The sequence below is a fragment of the Rhizobium chutanense genome, assembly GCF_002531935.1.
Classification (GTDB): domain Bacteria; phylum Pseudomonadota; class Alphaproteobacteria; order Rhizobiales; family Rhizobiaceae; genus Rhizobium; species Rhizobium chutanense.
Window position 1 is genome coordinate 149,321 of the sequence record NZ_NWSV01000008.1, and the last position, 24,292, is coordinate 173,612.

23 protein-coding genes are annotated in these 24,292 nt (G+C 61.5%); 8 read left to right on the forward strand and 15 right to left on the reverse strand.

Annotation, left to right across the window (positions count from 1 at the left end; genetic code table 11):
* The first annotated feature begins 105 nt into the window (after positions 1-105).
* Positions 106-975 carry an NAD(P)-dependent oxidoreductase gene (locus CO666_RS15305; protein ID WP_097612942.1) on the forward strand — a complete coding sequence of 290 codons (870 nt, stop codon included), beginning with the start codon at positions 106-108 and terminating at the stop codon, positions 973-975.
* Positions 972-1,655, forward strand: coding sequence for a DNA alkylation repair protein (locus tag CO666_RS15310; RefSeq protein WP_097612943.1), 684 nt, complete (start codon positions 972-974; stop codon positions 1,653-1,655). Before CO666_RS15305 ends, CO666_RS15310 begins: the two co-directional genes overlap by 4 nt.
* A gap of 79 nt (positions 1,656-1,734) precedes the next feature.
* Here the strand turns inward: CO666_RS15310 and CO666_RS15315 are convergent, their stop codons facing one another.
* From CO666_RS15315 to CO666_RS15340, 5 genes are all read right to left on the reverse strand, one after another.
* A complete protein-coding gene (locus CO666_RS15315; RefSeq protein WP_097612944.1) occupies positions 1,735-2,631 on the reverse strand; it encodes a LysR substrate-binding domain-containing protein in 897 nt (298 codons plus the stop codon).
* Between the two features lie 455 nt (positions 2,632-3,086).
* A complete protein-coding gene (locus tag CO666_RS15320; RefSeq protein WP_097612945.1) occupies positions 3,087-4,109 on the reverse strand; it encodes a porin in 1,023 nt (340 codons plus the stop codon).
* 666 nt (positions 4,110-4,775) lie between these two features.
* Positions 4,776-5,264 carry an Lrp/AsnC family transcriptional regulator gene (locus tag CO666_RS15330; protein ID WP_097612946.1) on the reverse strand — a complete coding sequence of 163 codons (489 nt, stop codon included), beginning with the start codon at positions 5,262-5,264 and terminating at the stop codon, positions 4,776-4,778.
* A gap of 70 nt (positions 5,265-5,334) precedes the next feature.
* Entirely contained in the window at positions 5,335-5,967 is a 633-nt protein-coding gene (locus CO666_RS15335) for a uracil-DNA glycosylase family protein (RefSeq protein ID WP_097612947.1), read from the reverse strand.
* 4 nt (positions 5,968-5,971) lie between these two features.
* The gene (locus tag CO666_RS15340) at positions 5,972-6,529 is read right to left on the reverse strand and encodes a thermonuclease family protein (protein ID WP_097612948.1); all 558 of its coding nucleotides are present in this window, start codon (positions 6,527-6,529) and stop codon (positions 5,972-5,974) included.
* A gap of 106 nt (positions 6,530-6,635) precedes the next feature.
* Between CO666_RS15340 and CO666_RS15345 the strand changes: the two genes are divergently transcribed.
* Positions 6,636-8,171, forward strand: coding sequence for a sensor histidine kinase (locus CO666_RS15345; protein WP_097612949.1), 1,536 nt, complete (start codon positions 6,636-6,638; stop codon positions 8,169-8,171).
* Between the two features lie 34 nt (positions 8,172-8,205).
* On the opposite strand, the gene CO666_RS15350 is transcribed toward CO666_RS15345, so the two are convergent.
* Positions 8,206-8,595 (reverse strand): diacylglycerol kinase, encoded by a 390-nt coding sequence (locus tag CO666_RS15350; protein WP_097612950.1) that lies wholly within the window; start codon positions 8,593-8,595, stop codon positions 8,206-8,208.
* A 159-nt stretch (positions 8,596-8,754) separates the two neighbouring features.
* Positions 8,755-9,771 carry a nicotinate-nucleotide--dimethylbenzimidazole phosphoribosyltransferase gene (gene cobT, locus CO666_RS15355; RefSeq protein ID WP_097612951.1) on the reverse strand — a complete coding sequence of 339 codons (1,017 nt, stop codon included), beginning with the start codon at positions 9,769-9,771 and terminating at the stop codon, positions 8,755-8,757.
* 189 nt (positions 9,772-9,960) lie between these two features.
* On the opposite strand from cobT, the gene CO666_RS15360 reads away from it, so the two are divergent.
* The 5 genes from CO666_RS15360 to CO666_RS15380 all read left to right on the forward strand — a co-directional run bounded on the left by CO666_RS15360 (position 9,961) and on the right by CO666_RS15380 (position 13,317).
* Positions 9,961-10,743: an adenosylcobinamide-GDP ribazoletransferase gene (locus tag CO666_RS15360; protein ID WP_097612952.1), complete on the forward strand. Its 783-nt coding sequence runs from the start codon at positions 9,961-9,963 to the stop codon at positions 10,741-10,743.
* An 18-nt stretch (positions 10,744-10,761) separates the two neighbouring features.
* Complete coding sequence (locus CO666_RS15365) at positions 10,762-10,977, forward strand: DUF1289 domain-containing protein (protein ID WP_097612953.1); 216 nt, start codon at positions 10,762-10,764, stop codon at positions 10,975-10,977.
* Complete coding sequence (locus tag CO666_RS15370) at positions 10,977-11,684, forward strand: TIGR02281 family clan AA aspartic protease (RefSeq protein WP_097612954.1); 708 nt, start codon at positions 10,977-10,979, stop codon at positions 11,682-11,684. The genes CO666_RS15365 and CO666_RS15370 overlap by 1 nt, the downstream gene beginning before the upstream one ends.
* A gap of 161 nt (positions 11,685-11,845) precedes the next feature.
* A complete protein-coding gene (locus tag CO666_RS15375) occupies positions 11,846-12,283 on the forward strand; it encodes an EamA family transporter (protein ID WP_097612955.1) in 438 nt (145 codons plus the stop codon).
* 116 nt (positions 12,284-12,399) lie between these two features.
* Complete coding sequence (locus tag CO666_RS15380) at positions 12,400-13,317, forward strand: LysR family transcriptional regulator (protein WP_097612956.1); 918 nt, start codon at positions 12,400-12,402, stop codon at positions 13,315-13,317.
* Here CO666_RS15380 and CO666_RS15385 read toward each other — a convergent pair.
* The 8 genes from CO666_RS15385 to CO666_RS15420 form a co-directional block, all read right to left on the reverse strand.
* On the reverse strand, positions 13,280-14,017 hold the full coding sequence (locus CO666_RS15385; protein ID WP_097612957.1) for an SDR family oxidoreductase: 738 nt from the start codon (positions 14,015-14,017) through the stop codon (positions 13,280-13,282). The two genes, CO666_RS15380 and CO666_RS15385, sit on opposite strands and share 38 nt — an antisense overlap.
* 108 nt (positions 14,018-14,125) lie before the next feature.
* A complete protein-coding gene (locus tag CO666_RS15390; protein WP_097612958.1) occupies positions 14,126-14,887 on the reverse strand; it encodes an ABC transporter permease in 762 nt (253 codons plus the stop codon).
* Positions 14,884-15,810 carry an ABC transporter ATP-binding protein gene (locus CO666_RS15395; protein ID WP_097612959.1) on the reverse strand — a complete coding sequence of 309 codons (927 nt, stop codon included), beginning with the start codon at positions 15,808-15,810 and terminating at the stop codon, positions 14,884-14,886. Before CO666_RS15395 ends, CO666_RS15390 begins: the two co-directional genes overlap by 4 nt.
* Before the next feature lie 653 nt (positions 15,811-16,463).
* Positions 16,464-18,077, reverse strand: coding sequence for a glycoside hydrolase family 43 protein (locus tag CO666_RS15400; RefSeq protein WP_097612960.1), 1,614 nt, complete (start codon positions 18,075-18,077; stop codon positions 16,464-16,466).
* Between the two features lie 231 nt (positions 18,078-18,308).
* Positions 18,309-19,340, reverse strand: a complete 1,032-nt coding sequence (gene mgrA, locus CO666_RS15405) for an L-glyceraldehyde 3-phosphate reductase (RefSeq protein ID WP_097612961.1) — start codon at positions 19,338-19,340, stop codon at positions 18,309-18,311.
* A 257-nt stretch (positions 19,341-19,597) separates the two neighbouring features.
* Entirely contained in the window at positions 19,598-20,731 is a 1,134-nt protein-coding gene (locus CO666_RS15410; protein ID WP_097612962.1) for a Gfo/Idh/MocA family protein, read from the reverse strand.
* 8 nt (positions 20,732-20,739) lie between these two features.
* A complete protein-coding gene (locus tag CO666_RS15415; RefSeq protein ID WP_097612963.1) occupies positions 20,740-21,504 on the reverse strand; it encodes a sugar phosphate isomerase/epimerase family protein in 765 nt (254 codons plus the stop codon).
* 39 nt (positions 21,505-21,543) lie between these two features.
* Complete coding sequence (locus tag CO666_RS15420; RefSeq protein WP_097612964.1) at positions 21,544-24,003, reverse strand: beta-mannosidase; 2,460 nt, start codon at positions 24,001-24,003, stop codon at positions 21,544-21,546.
* Positions 24,004-24,292: the final 289 nt, after the last annotated feature.

The window sequence follows — 24,292 nt, forward strand, 5'->3', positions numbered from 1 at the left end:
CAGCTTCGATGCGCCAATCGGAACGAAGTCGGCCTTCACGGCTTTTCTGCTCTCGCCGTTTCGGTTAATCCTCGAAGCCTCGCACTCGGGATAAGGATAGGACATATGGCTAAAGTCGCATTCATCGGTCTCGGCGTCATGGGTTTTCCCATGGCCGGTCATCTGAAGACGAAGGGCGGCCACGATGTCACCGTCTACAATCGGACGGCCGAAAAAGCCGCCGCCTGGGCCGAGAAATTCTCCGGCAAGTCCGCTCCCACCCCGGCCGAGGCTGCCACCGGGGCCGATTTCGTTTTCGTCTGCGTCGGCAATGACGAAGATCTCCGATCGGTGACATCGGGCGAGAATGGCGCCCTGCACGGCATGAAGCCCGGTTCGACACTGATCGACAACACCACCGCCAGCGCCGAGGTCGCCCGCGAACTTTATGCTGCGGCCAAGGAGAAAGGCGTCGACTTCATCGACGCTCCGGTCTCCGGTGGCCAGGCCGGCGCCGAAAACGGTGTCCTGACCGTCATGTGCGGCGGCGACGAGGCCGTCTTCGAACGCGCCAGACCCGTCATCGACGCCTATGCCCGCATGGTCGGGCTGATGGGGCCGGCGGGCGCGGGCCAACTGACCAAGATGGTCAACCAGATCTGCATCGCCGGCCTCGTCCAGGGACTTGCCGAAGGCCTGCATTTCGGCAAACGCGCCGGTCTCGATATCGAAAAAGTCGTCGAGGTGATTTCCAAGGGGGCGGCCGGCTCCTGGCAGATGGAAAACCGCCACAAGACGATGAACGCCGGTAAATATGATTTCGGCTTCGCTGTGGACTGGATGCGCAAGGATCTCGGCATCGTGCTCACCGAAGCCCGCCGCAACGGCGCCAAGCTCCCGGTCACCGCCGTCGTCGATCAGTTCTACGGCGACGTCCAGGCGATGGGCGGCAATCGCTGGGACACATCCTCGCTGCTCGCCCGCCTCGAGAAATGATCGGCCCCTCCTCCGATGCAACCGAACTGATCGCACATCTCGAAACGCTGCGTTCGGAGGAGAATATCGTCGGCATGGCGCGCTTCGGCATTGCCACGAACCGCGCCCTCGGCATCCCCAATCCCGATGTCAAGGCGGTTGCCAGGCAAGCGAAAAAGGATCACGCCAGGGCAAGGCAGCTCTGGCGCAGTGACATCCGCGAAGCCCGCCTGCTCGCCCTCTTTACTTCAGAGCCGAAGCAGTTGACGGCGGATGATGCGCGGAATTGGGCCAATGATTTCAACTCCTGGGAGATCGTCGATTGCGCTGCCGATCTCTTCGTCGAGGCCCGACTCGACGAGCTCGTGTCGGAATTCGCCGCCGATGAACGCGAATTTGTCAGACGCGCGGCCTTCGCCATGATATCAGGCGCCGCCGTTCATCGGAAGAAAGAGCCCGACGCCGCCATCCTTGCCTGGATGCCGCTGATCGAAGCCCATTCCGGCGATCCTCGAAACTTCGTGCGCAAGGCCGTCAATTGGGCACTGCGCAGTATCGGCAAGCGCAATCTTGCCTGTCATGCGCCGGCGCTCGCACTCGCAAGGACCCTGGCGGAAAGCCCTGACAAAACCGCCCGCTGGATCGGCAAGGATGCCGGCAGGGAACTGACCGGCGAAAAGCTGCTGGCACGGCTGAGATAGAGCGGAGCCGGCTCCACCGCATCCCTCTTTGCGCATCTCTTCGGACGCGCGGCAGCAACGCCGAAGCCCTCGCTCTTCGTCAATGATGTTTGGATTTTTCGACCAGGAAATCGATCAGCACCCGGACCGCCGGCGGCATACCCTTGGCGGTCGTGAAGACGATATAAAACTGGCTTTCCTCCGACTGCCATTCCGGCAGCACCCGCACCAGCCTGCCGGCCTGCAGATCCGCCTCGCAGGCACTTTCGAGCAGAAGGCCAAAGCCGAGGCCGGCACGGGCCGCGTCGAGGATGGCGGTCATACTGCGGCAGGTGAGCCGCGGTTGATGCCGAATCACCCGCCTGGCATCATTCGGGCCGATCAATTCCCAGCTGTGGAACGACACCCATGAGGTCATTGCCAGCGTCGGCAATTCGGCGAGTTCGTCCACGCAATTCAGGCCGCCGGTGCGCTCGATGAGCGAGGGACTTGCAACGAGGATGCGCCTGATACGGTCGAGCTTGCGCATCGTCAGGCTCGTCTGCGTCTCCGGCTCGTTGGTCGCCCTCACCTCAAGATCGATCCGTTCGTTGATGAGATCGGCGCGCCGGTCGGAGCCGATGATCTGCAGCTTGATCTTCGGATAACGTTCCAGGAATTCAGGCAGGATTCCGCCGACCGAAATATCGACGAGACCGAGCGGACAAGCCATCCGGACCACACCTTGCGGGTCGGACTGAGCCTCGCTGACGATCGACTTGGCGCGGTCGGCCTCCTGCAGGATGGTCTGGCATCTTTCGTAGAAGGCCTGGCCGATCTCCGTCACCCGGAAGTGACGCGTCGAGCGCTCTATCAGCCTTGCGCCAAGCCCGTCCTCGAGCCGGCTGACCCGCCTGCTCAGCTTAGAACGCGGTATCTTGAGATCGCGACTTGCGGAAGCAAAGCCGCCGCTAGAGACGACAGCGGCGAAATAATAGTAATCGTTGAGATCGTCCATAAGAACAAGCTATCCGAGTGAAGGAATGAATGCCGCCCCCTCTGTAAGGGTTGTATCCACTCTCACCAAAAGCTGTAATCACATTGTCGGCATTGGATTTTCTTTTCGCGACCTGTTGCGGCAAAACCAGCCGACGGCGAAGACGAGAAGCGGCCAACAGCTCCCGTCCGCGCAATGACGCGATCAATCGCGCCGGCGCTCTTGAAATTTAAAAGGGAGTTCAGCGAGAAACGGGGTTTCCAAGAAACCGACATGCAATACGCAAAGGTGCCGGTTCTACCGCCTCGGAAAAGGCCATCCTGAGAGACCGCCTTGAAGACTGCGCGCCAAAACGCTGCAAGGACGGTCCGGCAGGGAAGACCGGACCCGTCCCCGTAGCTGATCGGAGGTCACTCGGATCAGAAACTGATTTGAAGTGCCCCCGGCCCGAAAACCGGGGGCATCCACTAAGTGGATTAGAACGAACGCTGCAGACGGAAGTAGCCCGTCGTGGAGTCGTCGCCATCATCCGGATCGAGGTACTGAACCGAAGCCTTGGCGTAGAAGTTGTCGACGATCTGGTAATCAACCGTCAGACCGACCTTCCAAGCATCGCCGAGACCGTCGAAGTTGTCCGGAACAGCCTTGTCGCCACCGAAGTAGTTGCCGTAGTACTGAACGGCCGGGGTGATCTTCAGCTTGTCGGTTGCCTTGATAGCGTATTCAGCAGCAACAGCCCATTCAGCCGACGAGTAGTAGGAGTTCGGGCCGGAAGAGTATACGCCAGCGAGGCCGAGCGTACCGGGACCGATGTCAACCGTACCCATTGCACGGATTGCGCCGTCTTCGTTGTCGAAGTCCCAGCCACCGGTAACCTGGTAGCTGAACGCACCGGCAGTGCCGCCAACGCCGAAGGCAACACCAACGTTGTTGGCTTCTTCGCCGGTCTTGTAAACGCCGTCTTCCAGTTCATCGACGCTGAGGCCAGCGTAGAAGGTGCCGCTTTCGTACTGATAACGGAGGGAGTTGTGCAGCGTTACGACCGAACCGATGTCATCGGTTTCGCCGGAGAGGCCATCGTCCCACCAGCTGTAGAAGAGACCGGCGCGGAAGCCCGCGACGTCGAGGTAAGCGGAGTCGAGGACGGCGTCCTGATCGGTAGCGTTGTCAGCATTGAACTGCATGACGATAACGCCGGTCAGCGGACCGTACTCGGTGTCGCTCTTGGCCGTGAACTGAACCTGACCGCGGGTCACTGCATCCCAGTCCGAATCGCCGCCGACGTCTTCGCCAACGTTAACCTGGAAACGGATGTAGCCTTCGATCTTGAGGCAGGTTTCGGTGCCCGGGATGTAGAAGTAGCCGGTGCCGTAAGCGTCGCAGACGCGAACATATTCAACCGGTTCCGGCTCAGCAGCAACAATAGCGTCAGCTGCAAGAACCGGCGTCGATGCAGCAAATGCTGCTGCTGATGCAAGCAAAACCATTCTGATGTTCATTTACCAATCCATTCCTTTGTCGATCGGGGCTGGCTTCCAATCGGGTAGTCGATTTGAAGCCGGCCCAGTTTGAACAGCCATCTCGGCGTGCGGATCGATCGAACCGCCAAACCGTCATCCCATACACCGCCTTATCAAGCAATTCTCGATACACGTGAGATGGGCCTACCGAAGTTACTTTCCCCGTAGGCGTGATTTTTATACAACAATTTCAATTATTTAAACGACAAAAACAGAAAACGGCCCCGCGACGGAAATCTCCCATCGCAAGCCGCAAACACTATACCCCATTCGTCAATTTCTCCACCGTTCGACCCCCGTCGAACATAATGGTGAAGTGCGCAAACTCTACCGCCGGCTAACCAACACATACAAGGCAGCGGCTTAGAACATGGTGTCCTGAATTCGATACCAATGAGACAAAACGATGACGCATCACTCACTGGTTGTCGATAAGCATAGCCTCACATTCGTTACCAGGCTATTTATTTTTGAGAGTTTGGCACGATTCGAGCGTTTTTTCGCTATTTCCAGGGCTTTTCTGCAGTGGCAACCACAGTCAGCCTCACCCTCGCTTCCCAGATCGGGCTCAAATGTGGCCGGATGGCCTCCGGCAGCTCGATCCTCGCGCAATTGTGGCGTGCGACCGCAGGCCGCACGCCGATTTCAATCCTCGTTGGATTTGGCATTCTCCAGAATCATGTACTCGAGCGGCAGCTGGGTCGAATACTTGATCTGCTCCATTGCAAAGGCGGAAGAAACGTCGCGGATCTCGATCTTGGCAATCATCCGCTTGTAGAAAGCGTCATAGGCGGCGATATCGGGAACGACGACTCGCAAGAGATAGTCGACATCCCCGCTCATCCGGTAGAATTCGACCACTTCGGGGAATTCGGCAACCACCTCGGAAAAGCGTCGCAGCCATTCGATCGAATGTGTGGCGGTGCGAATCGACACGAAGACGGTGACTTTGGTGTTGACCTTCTCCGGATCAAGGATGGCGACTCGCCGCTTGATGACGCCGTCTTCCTCCATCTTCTGGATGCGCCGCCAGCAAGGCGTCGTCGAAAGCCCGACTTTCTTGGCGAGATCGGCCACGGCGAGGGTCGAATCTTCTTGCAGCAGACGCAGTATTTTGCGGTCGAGGCGGTCCATGCGCACAACAGTCCTTTCGAATTATTTTTCTTTGTATAGCGCGATTCCGCGCAACGAAAAGAATTTTGTTTCAGGAAAGCAGGTTTTTCGTCCGTTCTCGCAAGACCGGTAGCAGTTCGCCCTCGAACCAGGGATTACGGCTCAGCCAGCCGCTGTTGCGCCAGCTCGGATGCGGCAGCGGCAGCACCGCCGGCGACCGGCCGGACAGAAGGCTGTCGCGCCATGCCCGCACCGTCTCGGTCATATTGGCTTGCTTTTCGTCAGCCATATGCCAGGCCTGCGCATATTGGCCGATGACCAGCACGAGTTCGATCTGCGGCATCGCCGAAATCACCCTTTGCCGCCAGAATGGCGCACATTCGCGGCGCGGCGGCAGATCCGCGCCCTTGTCGTCATAGCCGGGAAAGCAGAACCCCATCGGCACGATGGCGAATCGGTCGCGGTCGTAGAAGCTTGCCCTGTCGACGTCGAGCCAGGACCGCAACCGGTCGCCCGAGGCATCGTCAAACGGCAGGCCGCTCTCATGCACCCTGAGCCCCGGCGCTTGCCCAGCGATCAGGATGCGCGCCTTCGAGGAGATCACGGCCACCGGCCGCGGCTCGTGCGGCAGCCGATATTCAGGACCTTTCGCCGGCATATCCCGACAGATGCGGCAGGACGCGATTTCGCTCCGCAGCATCTCCAGGGTGGCTTCGTCGGTCATGTCTTTACTCCCACCCGGCGATCTGCCGGATGAAACGCAGGGCGCCGTCGAAGCCGGATTTGTGGCGCGCGTGATCGCGCACATCACGCGGCCGCTCGAAAGCCCCGGCCCAGAGGCCCGCCTTCGCGGCCCTCGCCTCGGCCTCCTCCTTGCCATAACCGCCATAGGAGATGGCCATGCCCAGGCGCACCATGGCGGCATTGATATCGCCACCCGTCCCGCTCCGGCAGACGACAAGCAGCCTTTCGTAGCGGTCGCGCCGGCGGCCCTGGCAAAGCGTTCCCGATGGCAGGACCATGCCCTGCAGCGCCTCGCGCGCCGCCCGCCCGCAAGCCCAGGCCTTCCCTGCCCTTTCGCAGCTCTGGTGGAGTTCCGGTGCATCTATGCCTTCGAGGCGCAAACGTTCGTCTCCCAATAGCAAACTGTCGCCGTCGGCAGCATGGAAAGCGCCAGAACGCTCGATTCTCGCTGCGTCGTTGAGCTTGGCGGCCATCAGCGCCAAGAGCGCCAGCAGGGCAAAAGCAATCACGCCGTCGCGAATCAGGCGCAGGCCCCGTGTCACGCTTTCGCCTCCTTAAAAAACAAATCCTTGGCAAAGATGGCAAACATCTTCTTAAGAATTGCCGGTTAAGCTCTTATCCACCCTGGGATGAAGTTTCAACGTGCACATGAGTACCGGCGTAAGCACATCGACCGACAAGATTATCGTCGACAGGTCGCGCAGCCACCGCAACAAGGCCGTTTCCAAGGCCGTGCGGCAAACGCGCGAACGTCTTCAGTCCGGCCATGCGTCCAATTCCTCCTTCGACCGCGACGTGCTCAAGATGTATGTGGCGTCGATGCTGCAGGGCGCGACGATCATGCCGCTCTTCGTCGTCATCATCACCGCCCTCGGCGTCTATTTCACTCAAAACACGCAATTGCTTTTCTGGGCGCTGCTGACGCTCACCTGTCATGCCGGTAATATCCTGCTCGCACGGCGCGCACGACGGCAGGAAATCACCTCCGAGAACGCCCGCAAATGGCGCCGCTTGCTGCTCGCCGGCCAGTTCCTGCTCGGCTGCTGCTGGGCCATCTTCGCGCTGCAGGGCTGCGATAGCTGCGAGCCGTCGAGCTTCATCCTCTATAAGGGTGCGACGCTGTTGATCGCACTCTCCGTCACGGCAATGTCGAACTTCATGCTGACGCCTGCCGTGCTCGTCGCCTTCGCGCCGGCGATTTTGGCACTCGCCGGCAAGAGCGGCCTGTCGCGTGACCTGCTTGAAATCAGCCTGACCGGCGCCTTCACCACCACCGTCGTCTTCTTCAATTATATCAGCGACCGGCTCTTCAAGTCGAACCTCAGAATCCTTTCCTACCAGTCGGAGAAGGACGACCTGATCGCAGAGCTCGAAGTGGCGAAATCGATGTCGGACGAGGCTCGCCGCCGCGCCGAGGAGGCAAACCTCGCCAAATCCCGCTTCCTTGCCTCCATGTCGCACGAACTCAGAACCCCGCTCAACGCCATTCTCGGTTTCTCCGAAGTGATGTCGGCGGAAGTCATGGGGCCGCTCGCCAATCCGACCTACAAGGAATATGCCGGCGATATCCACCGCTCCGGCCAGCATCTGCTTGATCTCATCAACGAGATCCTCGACCTTTCCCGCATCGAGGCCGGCAAATACGAGCTGAGCGAGGAGGCGATCTCGCTTCTCGATATCACCGAAGATTGCATCGGTATGGTCCAGCTGCGCGCCCGCGCCAAGAACATCGCCATTTCGGATCAATTCGAGCGGCAGCTGCCGGCCATCTGGGCAGACGAGAAGTCGATGCGCCAGGTGGTGCTCAACCTTCTCTCCAACGCCGTCAAGTTCACGCCGCAAGGCGGCGAAATCCACGTCAAGGTCGGCTGGACGGCCGGCGGCGGACAATACATCTCGATCAAGGACAACGGTCCCGGCATTCCGGAAGAAGAGATTCCCGTCGTGCTCTCGGCCTTCGGTCAGGGCTCGATCGCCATCAAGAGCGCCGAACAGGGCACCGGCCTCGGCCTGCCGATCGTGCAGGCGATCCTTGCCAAGCATGACGGGCAGTTCCTGTTGAAATCGAAGCTGCGCGAGGGCACCGAGGTCATCGCCATCCTGCCGGCCAAGCGCGTGCTCCAGAGCCTGCCGGCGGTCGAAGAAGCTCATCCCGTCTCTCGCAAACGCAAGAGTTTTGCCTGATTCAGCCGCGTGATTTCGGCCGATCCAGTCTAAATCAGGCGGGGCTGAAAAACAGGTGCTTGCCGAGGACGAAGCCGAGATAGAGGCAGCAGGCGGCGATCATGCAGGTCACAGCAAAGGAACCGAGATCCTTGGCATGTTTGCCGACGATCGAAATCTCCGGTGATATCCGGTCGATCACCTCTTCGACGGCGGTATTCATCGCCTCCATCGAAAACAGCCCGAGAAACAGCAGCACTGCGACAACGATCTCGCCGGCACTTGCACCAACAAGCGCCAGTGCTGCGATCGATACAACGAAGAAACCAAGCTCCTGGCGGAACGCCGCCTCTTTCAGCACGCGCAGGAAGCCCGCCCAGGAATAGCTGGCCGCGGCGAAGAAATGCCGAAATCCGGTCTCTTTCGTCACCGCAGGCTTGGTCAAGACGCCCTCTCCTCTTGCCGTTGCGTCACAGACCCGGGAAGGCTTGCCGTCTCCCCTTCAATGAGCGAATACGCAAATAGCGAATCCCCCTGGGCGGCGCAAGCGAACGCAGGCGGATCGGCGGTGCCGACCGCGGGATCGGCGGTGCCGACCGCGGCCTCAATGCTTGTTGGTCACACCCGCCTGGGCGAAGGTCGCCATGCCGGAATGGCAAGCCGCCGCCGCCTTGACGATGCCGGCGGCAAGAGCGGCCCCCGTACCTTCGCCGAGCCGCATGCCGAGCGCCAGAAGCGGCGTCTTGCCGAGCATCTCGATCGCGCGCAGATGTCCGGGCTCGCCGGAAACATGTCCGATCAGGCAATGGTCGAGCGCGGATGGATTGGCGGCTTTCAGGATTGCCGCAGCGGCCGTCGCGACATAACCGTCGATCAGCACCGGAATGCGCTCCATGCGGGCGGCAAGGATGGCGCCGGCCATGGCCGCGATCTCGCGGCCTCCGAGCCGGCGCATGATCTCCAGGGGATCGTCGAGATGATCGCTGTGCAGCGCCACCGCCTTTTCCACCGCCGCGATCTTGCGCTCCAGCATCTCGCCTGCCGAACCGGTGCCGGGTCCAACCCAGTCGCGCGCAGAACCGCCGTAGAGCGCATAGTTGATCGCCGCGGCAATCGTCGTGTTGCCGATGCCCATTTCACCGATGCAGAGCAGGTCGGTGCCGCCGGCGATCGCCTCCATGCCGAAGGCCATGGTGGCAGCGCAATCGCGCTCGGAAAGTGCTGCCTCCTCGGTGATGTCGCCGGTGGGATATTCGAGCGCCAGATCGAAGACTTTCAGCCCGAGATCATAAGCGACGCAGATCTGGTTGATCGCAGCCCCTCCGGCCGCAAAATTCTCGACCATCTGCTGGGTCACGGCGGGCGGAAAGGGCGTGATACCCTGCCGGGTGACGCCGTGATTGCCGGCAAAGATTGCCACCAGCGGCCGGTTGACGGCAGGGGCGCGGCCCGTCCAGGCGGCAAGCCAGAAGGCGATTTCCTCCAGCCTTCCAAGCGCACCCGGCGGCTTGGTCAATTGCGCGTCACGTTCGCGCGCGGTCACCAGCGCGCGGGCATCCGGCCCCGGCAGGTCGCGGAGCAGGGTACGGAAATCGTCGAACGGCAGGCCTGAAACGCTCATCTGTGCGGTTTTCCTATGAATCCGGTATTCTGTCTTTTCCACGCAAACCACTTGTTTGCGTCGAGCAAATCAGCTTCCTTGCGGGTGGCAACTCTCTTAAAGCGGGCGGACGAGGCGAACAACTGCAAAAGCGCCGCCGCGACCATAAGCCGAGACCACAAGCCGAGACCTCTGGCAGAACGAAGCAGAATGAAGATCAAGGACCATGCGGTCGATACCGCCCGCGCCGTCGCCTTTCTCAGCCGCATTCCCATGCCGCAGTCGCTGTTCAAAGGCTATGACGGCAGGCTCGGCCCGCTGGTGCGCGCCTTTCCCTTCGCCGGCATCGTCATCGGTGTCGCGCCCGCCCTCGCCCTGCTGCTGCTTTTGGGGCTCAGCGCCGATCCGCTGATGGCGGCCCTGATCACGCTTTCCATCCAGGTCCTCGTCACCGGCGCGCTGCATGAGGACGGCCTGGCCGATACGGCCGACGGCATCGGCGGCGGCAAGAGCCGCGAGCAGAGCCTTATCATCATGAAGGATAGCCGGATCGGCACCTATGCAGCGATAGCGTTGATCCTCTCCTTCGCGATCCGCGCAGCGGCACTTGCCGCCCTCGCCCGCCACGCCTCGCCGCTTGCCGCAGCCCTTGCCGTTCCCGCGGTTGCCGCGCTCAGCCGCGGCGCCATCGCCTGGCACTGGCAGCGACTGCCGCCGGCCAAGGCCGAGGGCGTGGCCCCCTCGACCGGCCGGCCTGACGAGGCGGCGATGCAATTTGCGCTCGCCTCGGCCGGCTTCCTCGCAGCCATTCTGATCTGGCCGGCATTCGGCCTGCGGCCGCTGGTCGCAAGCCTGCTCGCGACCGGCATCGCAGCCCTTGCCTTCACCGCCTTCATCCGTCGCAAGCTTGACGGCCACACCGGCGACACGCTGGGCGCGACGCAGCAGATTTGTGAAGTGGCCACCCTTTGCGCCCTTGCCACGGCTCTTTGAAACCCCGATATATCGCTCATGCAAACACCCTGCATTCACGTCTGCTCCCTGGTTTCCGCCACCGGATTTTGCGCCGGCTGCGGCCGGACTCTTCAGGAAATCGGCAGCTGGATGAACTACTCCGACACCGAGCGAAGACAGATCATGGCGCTGCTGCCGGCAAGGCTTGCAGGCGTCGCCGCAGTGTCGAACCACATGAATACAACTCTCGCCGGCGGGCCGGAGCGGCCTTGATGATGCGTTTGATCGTCTTCCTCTTCGTCATCGGCATCGGCATCGGCCTTGCCATGCTGATCGTCAACAATGACAGCGGGCGCATCCTCGGCCTGCAGAGCGATGATTTCGGCCGCGTCGTCTATCTCATGCCGATCGCATTGATGCTGTCGGCCGGCATTTGGACAAGCCGGCGCAGCCTCAGTGAAACGATGCGCCAGATGATGATATGGCTGGTCCTCATCCTGGCACTTGCCACCACCTATCTCTATCGCCAGGAAGCGCTTGCCGTCGGCAACCGGCTGCTTGCCGGCCTTGTGCCCGGTCACGCGGTCGTCGTCACGACAAGCGAGGGCGGCCAGGAAATTATCCTGCACAAGCTGCTGAACGGCCATTTCGAGGCCGATGTCGCTGTCAACGGCCAAACGATCGAGATGCTCGTCGATACCGGCGCCAGCATGGTGGCGCTCTCGCGCGAAGATGCCGAGCGGATCGGCATCGACCTTACCCGCCTCACCTATTCCATGACCGTCATGACCGCCAACGGCCGCGGCCGCGCGGCACCCGTCACCCTCGACCAGGTGGCGATCGGCCCGATCGTCCGCAACAATGTTGCAGCCAGCGTCGCCGAGGACGGCCGGCTCGACCAGAGCCTGCTCGGCATGAGCTTCCTGGAAACGCTGGGCTCGCTGCAGATGCAGACCGACGAATTGCGTATGCGGGATTGAGCCCGGCGCAGCTTTACGCCGGCATTCGGATCTGTCACCTTCACGCGCAACAACAAGACCACAAAGAGCAAAAAGAAACTCCTAGTCTGGTGGCACCGCAGGTTCGACCGGCCTTCGCCTTCGGCGAGGCTTTGATCTATGGGTGCGACAGGAGTTTCGCGATGCATTCACTCTGGCCGATCGTCATCGGCGGCATTCTGCCCGCCCTGTTCTGGGGCATTACCGCCATCTTTCAGAAGCAGAGCGCGGTCGCCGCCACCGGTTCCGCCGTCTATCTGATCGCCTTCGGCGTCGCCTGCGCCCTCGTCGGCCTGGCCGCCGCGCTGATCTGGCGACCTGCCCCCTGGACCGCCGGGGGTCTCGGTTTTGCCGCCACAGCAGGCGCCTGCTTCGCCGCCGGCACCGGCCTCATCAGTTTCGCGCTCTCCGCCTACGGTGTCCCGGTCTCCAAACTCGCGCCGATCTGGAGCTGTAACGTGCTGGTGACGCTGGCAATCGGCGCCGTCTTTCTCGGCGAAGCCTCCGAGCTTAACGTGATGAAGCTCGCCGCCGGCACCCTCCTCATCCTGTCGGGCGCCCTGCTCGTCAGCAGTGCCTGAGGGGGATTGGCCCAATACAGACTGGCCCTTCGTCGCCAAAACGCTCCTGCATTGCAGCACGTTCTGCTTTGTTGATATCCTGCGTCGAGGCGCCTGCGCGCCCACCGGAGTTCGAGATGAATCCACGACAATTGAAGACATTCCTTGCGGTCATCCGGCATGAAAATCTCACGCGCGCCGCTGCCGAGGTCAATCTCGCCCAGTCGAGCCTCAGCGATCAGATACAGGCGCTGGAAGACGAGCTTGGCACAGAACTCTTCCTCCGCTCCCGGCAGGGCGTTGCCCTGACAGCGGCAGGGGCGGCGCTGAAGACCTATGCGGAAGAAATCCTGGCGCTGAACGACGAGGCAAAAGGCGCCGTCCGTGCCGCCGCCGGCAACGTCGAACAGTCCGTCAGCGTGGGCACCCTCGAAACCATCGCCGCCGAAAGGCTGGCGCCGTGGCTGTCGCTCTTTGGCAAGCAGAACCCGGGTCTTGGCCTGAAGCTCAAGATCGGCGGCAGCGGCGAATTACTTACTCAGTTGCATGAGGGCTCGATCGACGTTGCCTTCACCTTCGATCGCGGGCAGCGGGATGAGCGCTTCGCCATGCGCCGAGTCTCCAGCGAGCCACTGGTACTGATCACCAGCCGCAATGCGCGCGCCCTGCCACACGAAAGCCTCGCGGCATTGAGCACTGCGCCCTTCATCGCCACCGAATCCGGCTGCGTTTACCGCCACTTGTTTGAGACCGCCTTTGCCGAGGCGGGTGTGCCCGCACCGACTATCGTTACGGAAGTCGACAGCATCGCGACGATCATCCGGCTCGTTGCCTCAGGCGCCGGTTGCGGGCTGGTCCCTGGTCTTGCGGTCGGGGCGGCACGCGGTGATGTCATCGAGCTGCCATGGCCGGGTGAACCACCCATCGCCACGCTGGTGATGATGTGGCGGCGCCGGCGCGTGCAGCCGCCGGCGCTCGCCCTCATGCTGCAATCGGCAAGCAAGCACTTCTCGCCGATCAGACCAGACGATGCCCGCCTTCGACATGCAGGATAGTACCGGTGGTGAAGCCGTTACCGATCAGGAAGCGGATCGCATCGGCGATGTCTTCGGGCTGGCCGACGCGCCCTGCCAGCAGGCGCTGCGCCATCGCCTCCAGCGTCGCCTGCCTGGCGTCTCCGGCAACGAAGTTCCAGATTGGTGTATCCACCCAACCCGGCGATACAGCATTGATGCGGATCGGCGCCAGTTCGACGGCAAGCGCCCTGACCAGGCCTTCGAGGGCCGCATTGACGGCAGCGACCACCGATCCGCGTGCCGCCGGCCGATAGGCCGCGACACCCGAGGTAAAGGTGATCGATCCTGATGGCGGCAGACGGGCCGCGCCATATTTCGCCAGCAGCAGCGGCCCGTAGAACTTGCTCTCGACCACCCGTTGCGCCGCCGCAAGTTCGATCGACGGCAGGAACTGGTAGGCTCCTTCGATATCGGCGGCCGTGCTGACGATATGGTCGACCGACCCGCTCTTTCGAAACAGCGCCGCGACCTCTTCCTCCCGCGCTATATCCACGACATGTGTTACAAGCTTCGAATGCCCGCCAAGGTGACGGCACGCCGCAGCAAGCCTGTCTTCGCTGCGTCCCGCAATCGTCACCGACGCCCCCTCCTCAAGCAGGCGCATGGCAAGCGCCAGCCCCATGCCGGAGCTGCCGCCGACGATTATCACCTTCGCACCTTCGATCCCGATACCAGTCATCTCGCTTCTCCTTTTGGCTGGGAGAGCAGATGCCTTGGACCGAAGCGGAAGAAAAACGGAAGAAATCGATAGCATCATCGGATTTTCCGATGATGCTATTTGGAGCGATCAGTTGCGCAGCCGATAACCGGTCTTGAAGATCCAGCCGAGCGTTCCAAGGCATACGCCCAAGAACACCGCAATCATCGCCAGGCTGATCGCCGGATTGACGTCGGCGATCCCGTAGAAACTCCAACGGAAGCCGCTGACGAGATAGAGCACCGGATTGAGGTGGCTGACCGCCTGCCAGAAAGGCGGCAGCATGTTGACCGAATAGAAGCTGCCGCCGAGGAAGGTCAGCGGCGGCACGACCAGCATCGGAATGAGGTTCAGCTGTTCGAAATTGCCGGCCCAGATGCCGATCATGAAGCCGAACAGGCTGAAGGTGATCGCCGTCAGCAGGAAGAACAGGATCATCATGAAAGGATGCTCGATCCTGACATCGACAAAGAAATTGGCGGTGAGAAGGATGATGAAGCCGATGATCATGCCCTTGGTCGCCGCTGCCCCGACATAACCGATCAGGATTTCGGCCATCGCCACCGGCGCGGAAAGCACTTCGTAGATCGTGCCGGTGAATTTCGGGAAATAAATGCCGAAGGAGCCGTTGCTGATGCACTGGCCGAGCAGCGTCAGCATGATCAGGCCGGGCGTGATGAAAGCGCCGTAAGAGACCCCCTCCACCTCCTGGATGCGCGAACCGATCGCGGCACCGAAAACGATGAAATAGAGCGATGTCGAGATGACGGGCGAGATGACACTCTGCAGCAGCGTACGGCGCGTGCGGGCCATCTCGAAAAAATAGATGGATTTGATCGCTTCGACGTTCATTTACCCGCCCCCACCAGCGCGACGAAGATGTCTTCGAGCGAACTCTGCCGCGTCGAGAGATCCTTGAAATGGATGTTGTTCTCACCGAGGCGGGTCAGGAGTGCCGCGATGCTCTCTTGCTCGTTGTCGGCGTCGAAATCATAGGTCAGCCGGCTGCCGTCCGCTTCCAGCGTCAGTCCGTTGCCGGCAAAACAATCCGGAAGCCGCTCGAGCGGTTCGGCGAGATCGAGAATGAGCTGCTTGCGGCCGAGCTTGGCCATCAGCGCCGCCTTGTCTTCGACAAGCAGCAATTGCCCGCCATTGATGACGCCGACGCGATCGGCGATCTCCTCGGCTTCTTCGATATAGTGGGTGGTCAGGATGATGGTGACGCCCGAGGCCCGGAGCTCCTGAACGACATGCCACATGTCCTTGCGCAGCGTCACGTCGACGCCGGCGGTGGGTTCGTCGAGGAAAAGAATGTCTGGCTCATGGGACAGCGCCTTGGCGATCAGCACCCGCCGTTTCATGCCGCCGGAAAGCTGGCGCAGCATATTGTCCTTCTTGTCCCAGAGCGAAAGTGCGCGCAGCACCTTCTCGATATGGGCCGGGTTGGCCTTCTTGCCGTGCAGCCCGCGCGAAAAACTCACTGTATTGAACACCGTCTCGAACTGATCGGTGGTCAGTTCCTGCGGCACCAGCCCGATCATCCCGCGCGTGGCGCGAAAATCCTTGACGACGTCGTGGCCTGCGACCAGCACCTGGCCGCCGCTCGGATTGGCGATACCGCAGATGATCGAGATCAGCGTGGTCTTGCCCGCGCCGTTCGGCCCGAGCAGCGCCAGGATCTCGCCCTTTTCGACGTCGAGGGTGATGCCTTTCAGGGCCTCGAACCCATTGGCGTAGGTCTTGGTGAGGTTCTGAACGGAAATGATGGGGGCCATGCGGAACTCTTGCGGATTCTCGGAAGTATTTCGGCCGCTATATAGTTCGTCCGTGTCGCTTTGACATCCTTCGGGAACGTGAACACTGCATTCACACAGCACCAACACCGTCACCAACGACTACGAAGTCACCGCACCGTGATGTCGCCGCGGCCGGTCCTGCTTCGAAAAGAAAGTTATGGCCGGTTTGGAATGTCATCATCCGGTGATGTTCATCCCCGATAAGAGAGCCGAGGCAAGCAGCGGCATCCGCCCGCCGCCCACTTCTTTGCGGAGCCGTCTTCCCGGCGTTCTCGTTGCGCCCTTTTCCGCTGCCTCGGCATGTAGTGAAAGTTATTGTCAGTCACCAAGTGCTTGGAACCGGCCAGTATCCCCTGTTCAGCCGCGTTCGTCTTAGCCGGCCTCTGCGCCGGCTTTCTTTTTATAGCTGGGAGCGTCAGGACGGGCATCCCAACACGGTGGCCGCCCTCGTCCTTCGAGGCCCCTGCGGGGCACCTCAGGATGAGGTCGGAGAGAGGGCGACGTTTGGCTCAACAGCAAGCGCGACGAGGCGGATGGATAACCACCCACGGCACAGCGATCAGCCCTCATCCTGAGGCGCGGAGGCCAAGGGCCGGAGCCTCGAAGGACGAGGGCGGGTGGTCAGGTACCCCTCACAACTCGTCATAAACAAACCAGTCGAAATCCGCGACCTTCGCCCAACCCGACGTATCAAACGCAAACACGCCGGCGAAGGCGCCGGTGAAGGAGCCGTGTTCGCCGCGCCCGCCCTCGTCGGAAATCACGCCGGCGTCGAGAACCGGGCCGATCGGCTGCCAGGCGCCCTTGCCTTCCGTCTGCCAGAAGAATTGCAGGTCGTTTTCGCGAATTTCCATGGCGATCTGCACGCGGCCCTCGGCGGGGATGGCGACGCCGCTTTCGGCGGGGAAGCTCAGACGTCCGTTCGGATAGTCGCCGTTGCAGGAAAGGATCGTGACGCAGCGACCGAGCGTTTCGTGCAGCGTCACGGCGACGCCGTGGAACTTGTGACGATTGTAATAATGCGTCAGCCCGGCGACCTGCTGATAGGTGTCGGGCGCGAATTCGACCACGGTCTCGGCGCGGAAGCTGTGATGCTCCTGTCGGCGGGCGACCAGCGACTGCTCGAACCAGGAACCGATACTTTCGCGCGCAATCAGACGCAGATGGCCGGGACGATCCGTCAGGTTGAAGATGCGCGCGGGTTCGGGCGTGCGCAGCCACTGGAAATCGGCCGGCAATGTCGCGCCATCGAAGCTGTATTCACTGCGCATCGGCTTTTCCACTGGCACAGCACCAAAGAGGCCCGGCACATCGACATCGGGCACTGAGGTGCCGTTTTCGAGATAGAGCCAGTCATCACCGCGCCAGACGCATTTCTGCAAGGATGTCTCGCGCCCCAGCGTACAGCGCCGCTTCGGCGGCAGCGGCCGGCCGCAGAGATGGGTATGATAGGCCTCGCCATCGGGCGTTTCGACATATTGGCCATGCCCCGCCCGCTGCAGCACCGCACCGGGATGATCCTTGGAGGTGATGAGGTGCATGTTCGGATGCATCTCATAAGGCCCTTCGATGCGGGGTGAGCGGGCCATGGTGACGGCGTGGTCGTAGCCGGTACCGCCCTCGGCGGTCGTCAGATAATACCAGCCGTTGCGCTTGAAGAGATGCGGCCCCTCGACGAGGCCGAGCGGACTGCCGGCGAAGATATTGCGGATCGGGCCCTTCAGCGCCTTCGTTGCCGGGTCCCATTCCTGCAGCAGGATGCCGTCGAAAGCAGGCGATTTCGGCGAGCCGCCATAGCTCTCGGTGCGGTGGTTCCACTGCATGTTGACGAACCATTTGCGGCCGTCGTCATCGTGGAAGAGCGACGGATCGAAGCCGGAGGAATTGACATAGACGGGATCCGACCATTCGGCCTCGATCGAGGGCGCGGTGACGATGTAGTTCGGCGCGTCCTTGAAACTGCCGTCGAAACGCTTGACGTCGGTATAAACGAGCCAGAACTGCCCGTCGGCATAGGACAGGCATGGCGCCCAGATGCCGCAGCTGTCGGGATTGCCGCGCATATCGAGCTGCGATCGGCGCTCCAGCGGCCGGCGCACCAGCGTCCAGTTCACCAGATCGCGGGAATGGTGGATCTGCACGCCGGGATACCATTCGAAGGTCGAGGTGGCGATGTAATAGTCCGCGCCGACGCGGCAGATCGACGGATCGGGGTTGAACCCGGGCAGGATGGGATTGCGGATCATGGATGCGGCCTCCTCCAAGATTATAGTTGTGGTACGTACGTCAAAGCGGAGGGTCGCCCCACCGCTCCGCCCTCATTCCTGTGCTCGTCACAGGAATCCGGCCGCCGCGCGTCTGCGCGGCGAGAAGAGTCTTTTCAGCCCAAAGACTTGGGCTGGCTGGATCTCTGTGACGAGCACAGAGATGAGGGAGGGTGTGGCAGCGTGCTGCCTTAAACTCCGAGTCTGCCTTCCCTATTCCCGCTCCGCCGACTTCGCCCAGAGGTTGATGTCTGCCTCCTTGGCATAGACATCGATCTCTGCAAGCTCCTCAGCCGAGAATTCAAGGTTATCCAGCGCCTTGACGCAATCGACGATCTGCGACGAGCGGCTGGCGCCGATCAGTGCCGAGGTGACGCGGCCGCCGCGCAGCACCCAGGCAATCGCCATCTGGGCCAGGGTCTGCCCGCGCTTCTCGGCGATCCCGTTGAGCTTCCTGATATTGTCGATGATCGAGGGGCGGATGAAATCGCGCTTGAGGAAATGGTTCTGCGCCGCACGGCTGTCCTCGGGAATGCCGGCGAGATATTTGGTCGTCAGCATGCCCTGGGCAAGCGGCGAGAACACGATCGACCCCATGCCGACATCGTCGAGCGTATCGAGCAGCTTGTCATCCTCCACCCAGCGGTTGAGCATGGAATAGCTCGGCTGATGGATCAGGCACGGCGTGCCGAGCGCCTTCAGAATCTTTGCAGCTTCGCGCGAGCGTTGCGAATTGTAGGAGGAGATGCCGACATAGAGCGCCCGGCCGGAGCGGACGATATGATCGAGCGCGCTGCAAGTTTCCTCGAGCGGCGTTTCTGGGTCGAAGCGATGCGAATAGAAGATATCGACATAGTCGAGGCCCATGCGCTTCAAGCTTTGGTCGCAGGAGGCGATCAGGTACTTGCGGCTGCCCCACTCGCCATAAGGGCCTGGCCACATATCGTAGCCGGCTTTCGAGGAGATGATCAGTTCGTCGCGAAGCCCGGCAAACTCGGTGCGCAGGATCTCGCCGAAGGCCGTCTCTGCGCTGCCAGGAGGCGGACCGTAATTATTGGCGAGATCGAAATGGGTGATGCCGAGGTCGAAGGCCGTGCGGCACATGTCGATCTTGCGATCATGCGGCGTATCGCCGCCAAAATTGTGCCAGAGGCCGAGCGAGACGGCCGGCAGCTTCAAGCCGGAACGGCCCGTGCGGTTATATTTCATTTTCGAATAGCGGTCTGCGGCGGGTTGCCAGCTCATGAAACTCTCCTTCGTACAATATCCACTTAATTGTCATGCGACATAAGAGAACGCATGCTCATCCGCCTGCCGGCACCTTCTCCCCGTAAACGGGGCGAAGGGGATATGCCGGACCCTCTCCGTCCCCCGCCAACCTTTCGCAGGGCACGTCCCCTCTCCCCGTCAGAACGGGGAGAGGGTTAGGGTGAGGGGCAACCATTGGCGCAAACCAGACAGCATCGGCACAAGGCTGAGGATGACGATCTAAAGAGATCCTATCACTTCAACAACGCCCGCGCCTCTTCAATACCAAGCGCTGCCGGCTGCGTGCAGGTCGTCGTGAGCTCGATGAAACGGCCCTCCTCGCCCGACTTCAGGATCGAGGTCATGACGTCGACGCCGTGCAGCGTGCGGTCGAGCGAGCAGCGCGCGTCGCGGCCCTCGATCAGTGCCATCGCCATGTCGGCAAGGCCGGCCGTGCGATAGTTGGCGCGTGCCCCGTTCGGGTTTTCCTGGTTGATCTTGCCAAAGGGATGCTCCCAATCCTCAAGGGGCTTGATCTCCTTGTCGCGGCCGCTGGCCTCGACGGTGCCGCCGAAGAAGTTCGGGTCCGGCACGTAAAGCGAGCCGTCCGTGCCGTAGAGTTCCATATTGGCATGACGATGCGACCACACATCCCAGCTCGCCGTCAGCGTCACGGTGGCGCCGCTCACGAATTCGAGCAGCGCCTGGATCGTCGTCGGTGTCTTGACCGGGATGATCTCGCCGTTACGCGGTTCGCTGGTGATCGTGCGGGTTGGCGATGCCATCGAGGTCATGGCGCCGACGCGTTTGACCGGGCCGATCAGGTTGATCAGGTTGGCGATGTAATAGGGGCCGAGATCGAGGATCGGACCGCCGCCCGGCAGGAAGAAGAAATCCGGGTTCGGATGCCACATCTCCATGCCCGGGCTCATGACGTAGCAGGCGCCGGAGGTCACCCGGCCGATGCCACCATCGTCGATGAACTTGCGGGCGAGTTGATGGGCGCCGCCGAGGAAGGTATCGGGCGCGCAGCCGACGGCAAGTTTCTTCGCCTTGGCGATGCGGCGAAGCTCCTCGCCCTGCTCCAGCGTAAGCACCAGCGGCTTTTCCGAATAGACGTGTTTTCCGGCTTCGAGGATTGCCTTCGACACCGGAAAATGCGCGTCCGGGATCGTCAGGTTGACGACGACGTCAATCTCGTCATTGGCGAGAAGCTCCTCGATCGTCTGCGCCTTGACGCCATATTCCTCGGCTCGCGCCTCGGCCGCCTGCACGTTGATATCGGCGCAAGCCAGCACCTTCAGCCCCTTGAAGAGCGGTGCCAGCGAAAAATAAGTGGTGGAGATGTTGCCGCATCCGATGATGCCGACGCCAAGTTCCTTGGTCATGGTCTGCCTCAGTAGGTCTTGAAGGAAGCGATCGAGCGCGTGATGTTGCGGTCGATATCGTTGGGATTGTCGTGCTCGACGACGAAATGCTTGGCCTTGGTCTTCGCCTTGACGACCGGAAGCAGCTTGGCCCAGCCGATCGTTCCATGGCCGACATCGGCCCAGCCGCCTTCATCCGCAGCTTCGCCAGCCGGCGCAATGTCCTTGACGTGCACGGCGCTGATGCGGTCCCCGAGCTTTTCGACCCAGGCATAGGGGTCGGCACCGCCGCGAACCACCCAGGCGATATCCGCTTCCCAGGTGATGCCGGGCGCGCCTTCGAAGATGCGCTCGATCGGCAGCGAACCGTCGGAGAGCTTCACGAATTCGAAGTCGTGATTGTGCCAGCCGAATTCAAAGCCCGCATCCTTGTAGGGCTTGCTCATTTCCTGCAGGCGCTTGCCGAAGGCGAGCCAGCCGGCGGCGTCGGTCGGGCGCTGGTCCGGCATCAGATGCGGCGCATAGATCGAATCCATGCCGAGGATTTTGGCGATCTGCAGCGACTTCTCGACATTGCCGTCAAGAAAATCGGGGCTGAAATGGCCGGTCGCCATGACAAGGCCGTTCTTGTCGAGATCGGCGCGCAGGGTCTTGAGGCCGGCTTCATCCAGTTCGGCATAGATGCCGCCGAAGCCTTCGACTTCGCCATAGCCGGCTTTGCCGAGCTTTTCGAAGATCGCCGACAAGGGCGGGAAATTGCGCGCGCTATAGAGCTGGTAGCTGAGTTTCGTCATCATGTTCTCCTTGGGCCTCGTGCCCATTTCTTGGAAGGATCAATCCGCCGATTGGCAGGAATGCAGGTCGTAGAAGCGGAATTCCGGCAGCTTGCCGCGCTCGAGCGGACGTGCCGGGGCGAAAGTGATGCGGCGGCTCTCACCGGCAGCAAGATCGAAGGCGTTGTCGGAATATTTGCCGTCCGTCTCGCTTTCGATCATCACGAAGAGCGCAAGTCCCCCGGCGGTGACGTTGATGTCGACGGCGCCGCTCGCCTCGACATATTCATGGGTGACGGTTACGCCCGACGGCTCCAGCTCCAGCGCCTTATAGGTGCCGTTGACGTAATGCCCCTCGCCGCCCATGCCATTCGACGCGGTGAAATGCCAGGCAAGCAGCGCTCCCTCTGAAATGTCGGACACGTCGATCGTCGCAGCCGTCACCGCCGCGTCCGACGAGCACATGGCCTGCACGTCTTTCAGGTGCTTCCGCTCGCCCTTCATCGTCAGAAGCGAGATCGAAAGATCGATACTGACGTCCGAAAGCGTGTCATTGACCAGCGAGAAACGGATCGTCTTGCCGTCCTCGGCGGGAATGGCCGCGACCGCGACCGGCTGGAAGAAGCGCTTGACGAGATAATGCATCGCCTTCCAACGGCCGCCATAGTCGAGGCTCGACCAGGAGGCGACCGGCCAGGTGTCGTTGAGCTGCCAGTAGATCGTGCCCATGCAATGGGGCTTCAGCGACCGCCAATATTCCACCGCCGTCTTGATCGCCAGCCCCTGCTGGATCTGGCTGAGATAGACGAAATTCGGAAAATCCTTGGGGAAGCGGAAATAGCGGAACATCGTGCCGGCAATGCGCTCGTTGCCGCCGGCATTCTTCTGATGCAGTTCCATGACGGGCGAAGCGACGTTCATGTCCTTCTCCTCGGCATAGGTCCTGATGACAGGCAGTGAAGTATAGGACTGGAAGCCGAATTCCGAGCAGAAGCGCGGTCGCACCGACCGGTAATTGTCGAACGACTTGTTCTCGTGCCAGACCGACCAGTAATGCATGTCGCCGGAGCCGTCAGCATGCCAGGCGTCGCCGAAATCGAGATAGCCGGAGGCCGGGCTCGACGGCCACCAGAGCGCACCCGGCAGCGCCTTCTTCACCGCCTGTTCGATCGTCCGGTTGAGGCGGTCGTAGGAGACGAGATAACGGTCGCGGTCCTTCCGCGATTCCTCGAACCAGGTCAGCGCGCCCACAAGCTCGTTGTCGCCGCACCAGAGCGCGATCGAAGGATGCGAAGAAAGCCGTCGCACCTGGTAATCCACCTCGATCGCCACATTGGCGAGGAAGTCCTCGGTCGAGGGATAGAGGTTGCAGGCGAACATGAAGTCCTGCCAGACCATGAGGCCGAGCCGATCGCAAAGATCGTAGAAATGCTCCTGCTCGTAGAATCCGCCGCCCCAGACACGGATCATGTTCATGTTTGCGGCTTTCGCCGATTGCAGCAGATCTTCCGTCTTCTCAGGCGAAGAGAGCGAATAGAGTGCGTCGGCAGGAATCCAGTTGGCGCCGCGGCAGAAGATCTCGCGGCCGTTGACCTTGAAGGCAAAGCGGCTGCCTGCCGCATCCGGCGTGGTGATCAGCTCGATGGTGCGAAGGCCGATCTGCTTGATCACTTCATCCGTCGAGGTTTCGACTAAAAGACTGTAGAGCGCCTGCTCGCCGCTGCCGGAAGGCCACCAGAGACGCGGATTGTCGATATGGAAGAGATGGTGGACATCCGTCTCGCCCTTGACGCCGACATCGAGACGCACGCGTTCGCCGTCGAGATCGAAATAGACCTGGGCAATGCCGGCATGTTTGGCAAACAGGCTTGCCGTCACCAGGAGATCGACCGAGCCGTCGCTATTGTGGGTCTGGCGGACAACGACATGTTCGATGCGCGCCGTCTCGAGCTGCTTCAGCGCGATCGTGCCGTAAAGGCCGAACGGCGCGATGGCGATGTTCCAGTCCCAGCCAAAATGGCACTGCGGCTTGCGCAGCATGTTGCCGTCCGGGATCGGCGAGTTGCCGGTGCTGTAGGGGATATAGAATGGCTGCTGCTTCTGCCGCTCGGCGCCAATGGCAGGGTTGGAGGCAAAGACGATGCGGATCGAGTTGTCGCCTGCTTTCAGCATGCTCGAGACATCGGGCCGGTAGCGGCGGAAGCTGTTGTCGGCCTCCAGCGCCAGGAAGCCGTTGACATGGACGCTGGCGACCGTGTCGAGATAGTCGATATCGAGATACCAGTCGCCTTCGACTTCCTGCAGCGTGAAGCTGCGCTCGACCGCCCAGTCGCGCCCAGCGACCCACTGCACCTTCTCCTCGTTGCGGCCGAAATAGGGATCGGGGATCAGGCTTGCGCGGTGCAATGCTGTGTGCACGTCGCCGGGCAGATTGATCGCGGTGCGGATTTCGCCGTCGACGGAGGTGAGCTGCCACGAACCGGAAAGGTCGATGCTGGAGGGGGTCGATTGTTGCGTCACGATTTTATTTCCGATTTACGTTTTGGATACGGACGGCGGATGGTCGCCGTCCGGTAGCTGTCGTTCGTCAGGAGCCGGCTTGGCTCCCTCTTCTCCCCAGCGGGGGTCCGAAGGACGGGTCGAGACCCGCGGCTCGACCCTGGTCGGTGGCCCGAAGGGTCGTATGAGGGGGCCGCACGGCATGCCCTTATTACCCTTCGCTTCCGCTCAGCTCCTTGGCTCCGTCCGTCCGCCCCGCCCTCCGTCATGCTCGGGCTTGACCCGAGCATCCACACGGCATCCACCAGCA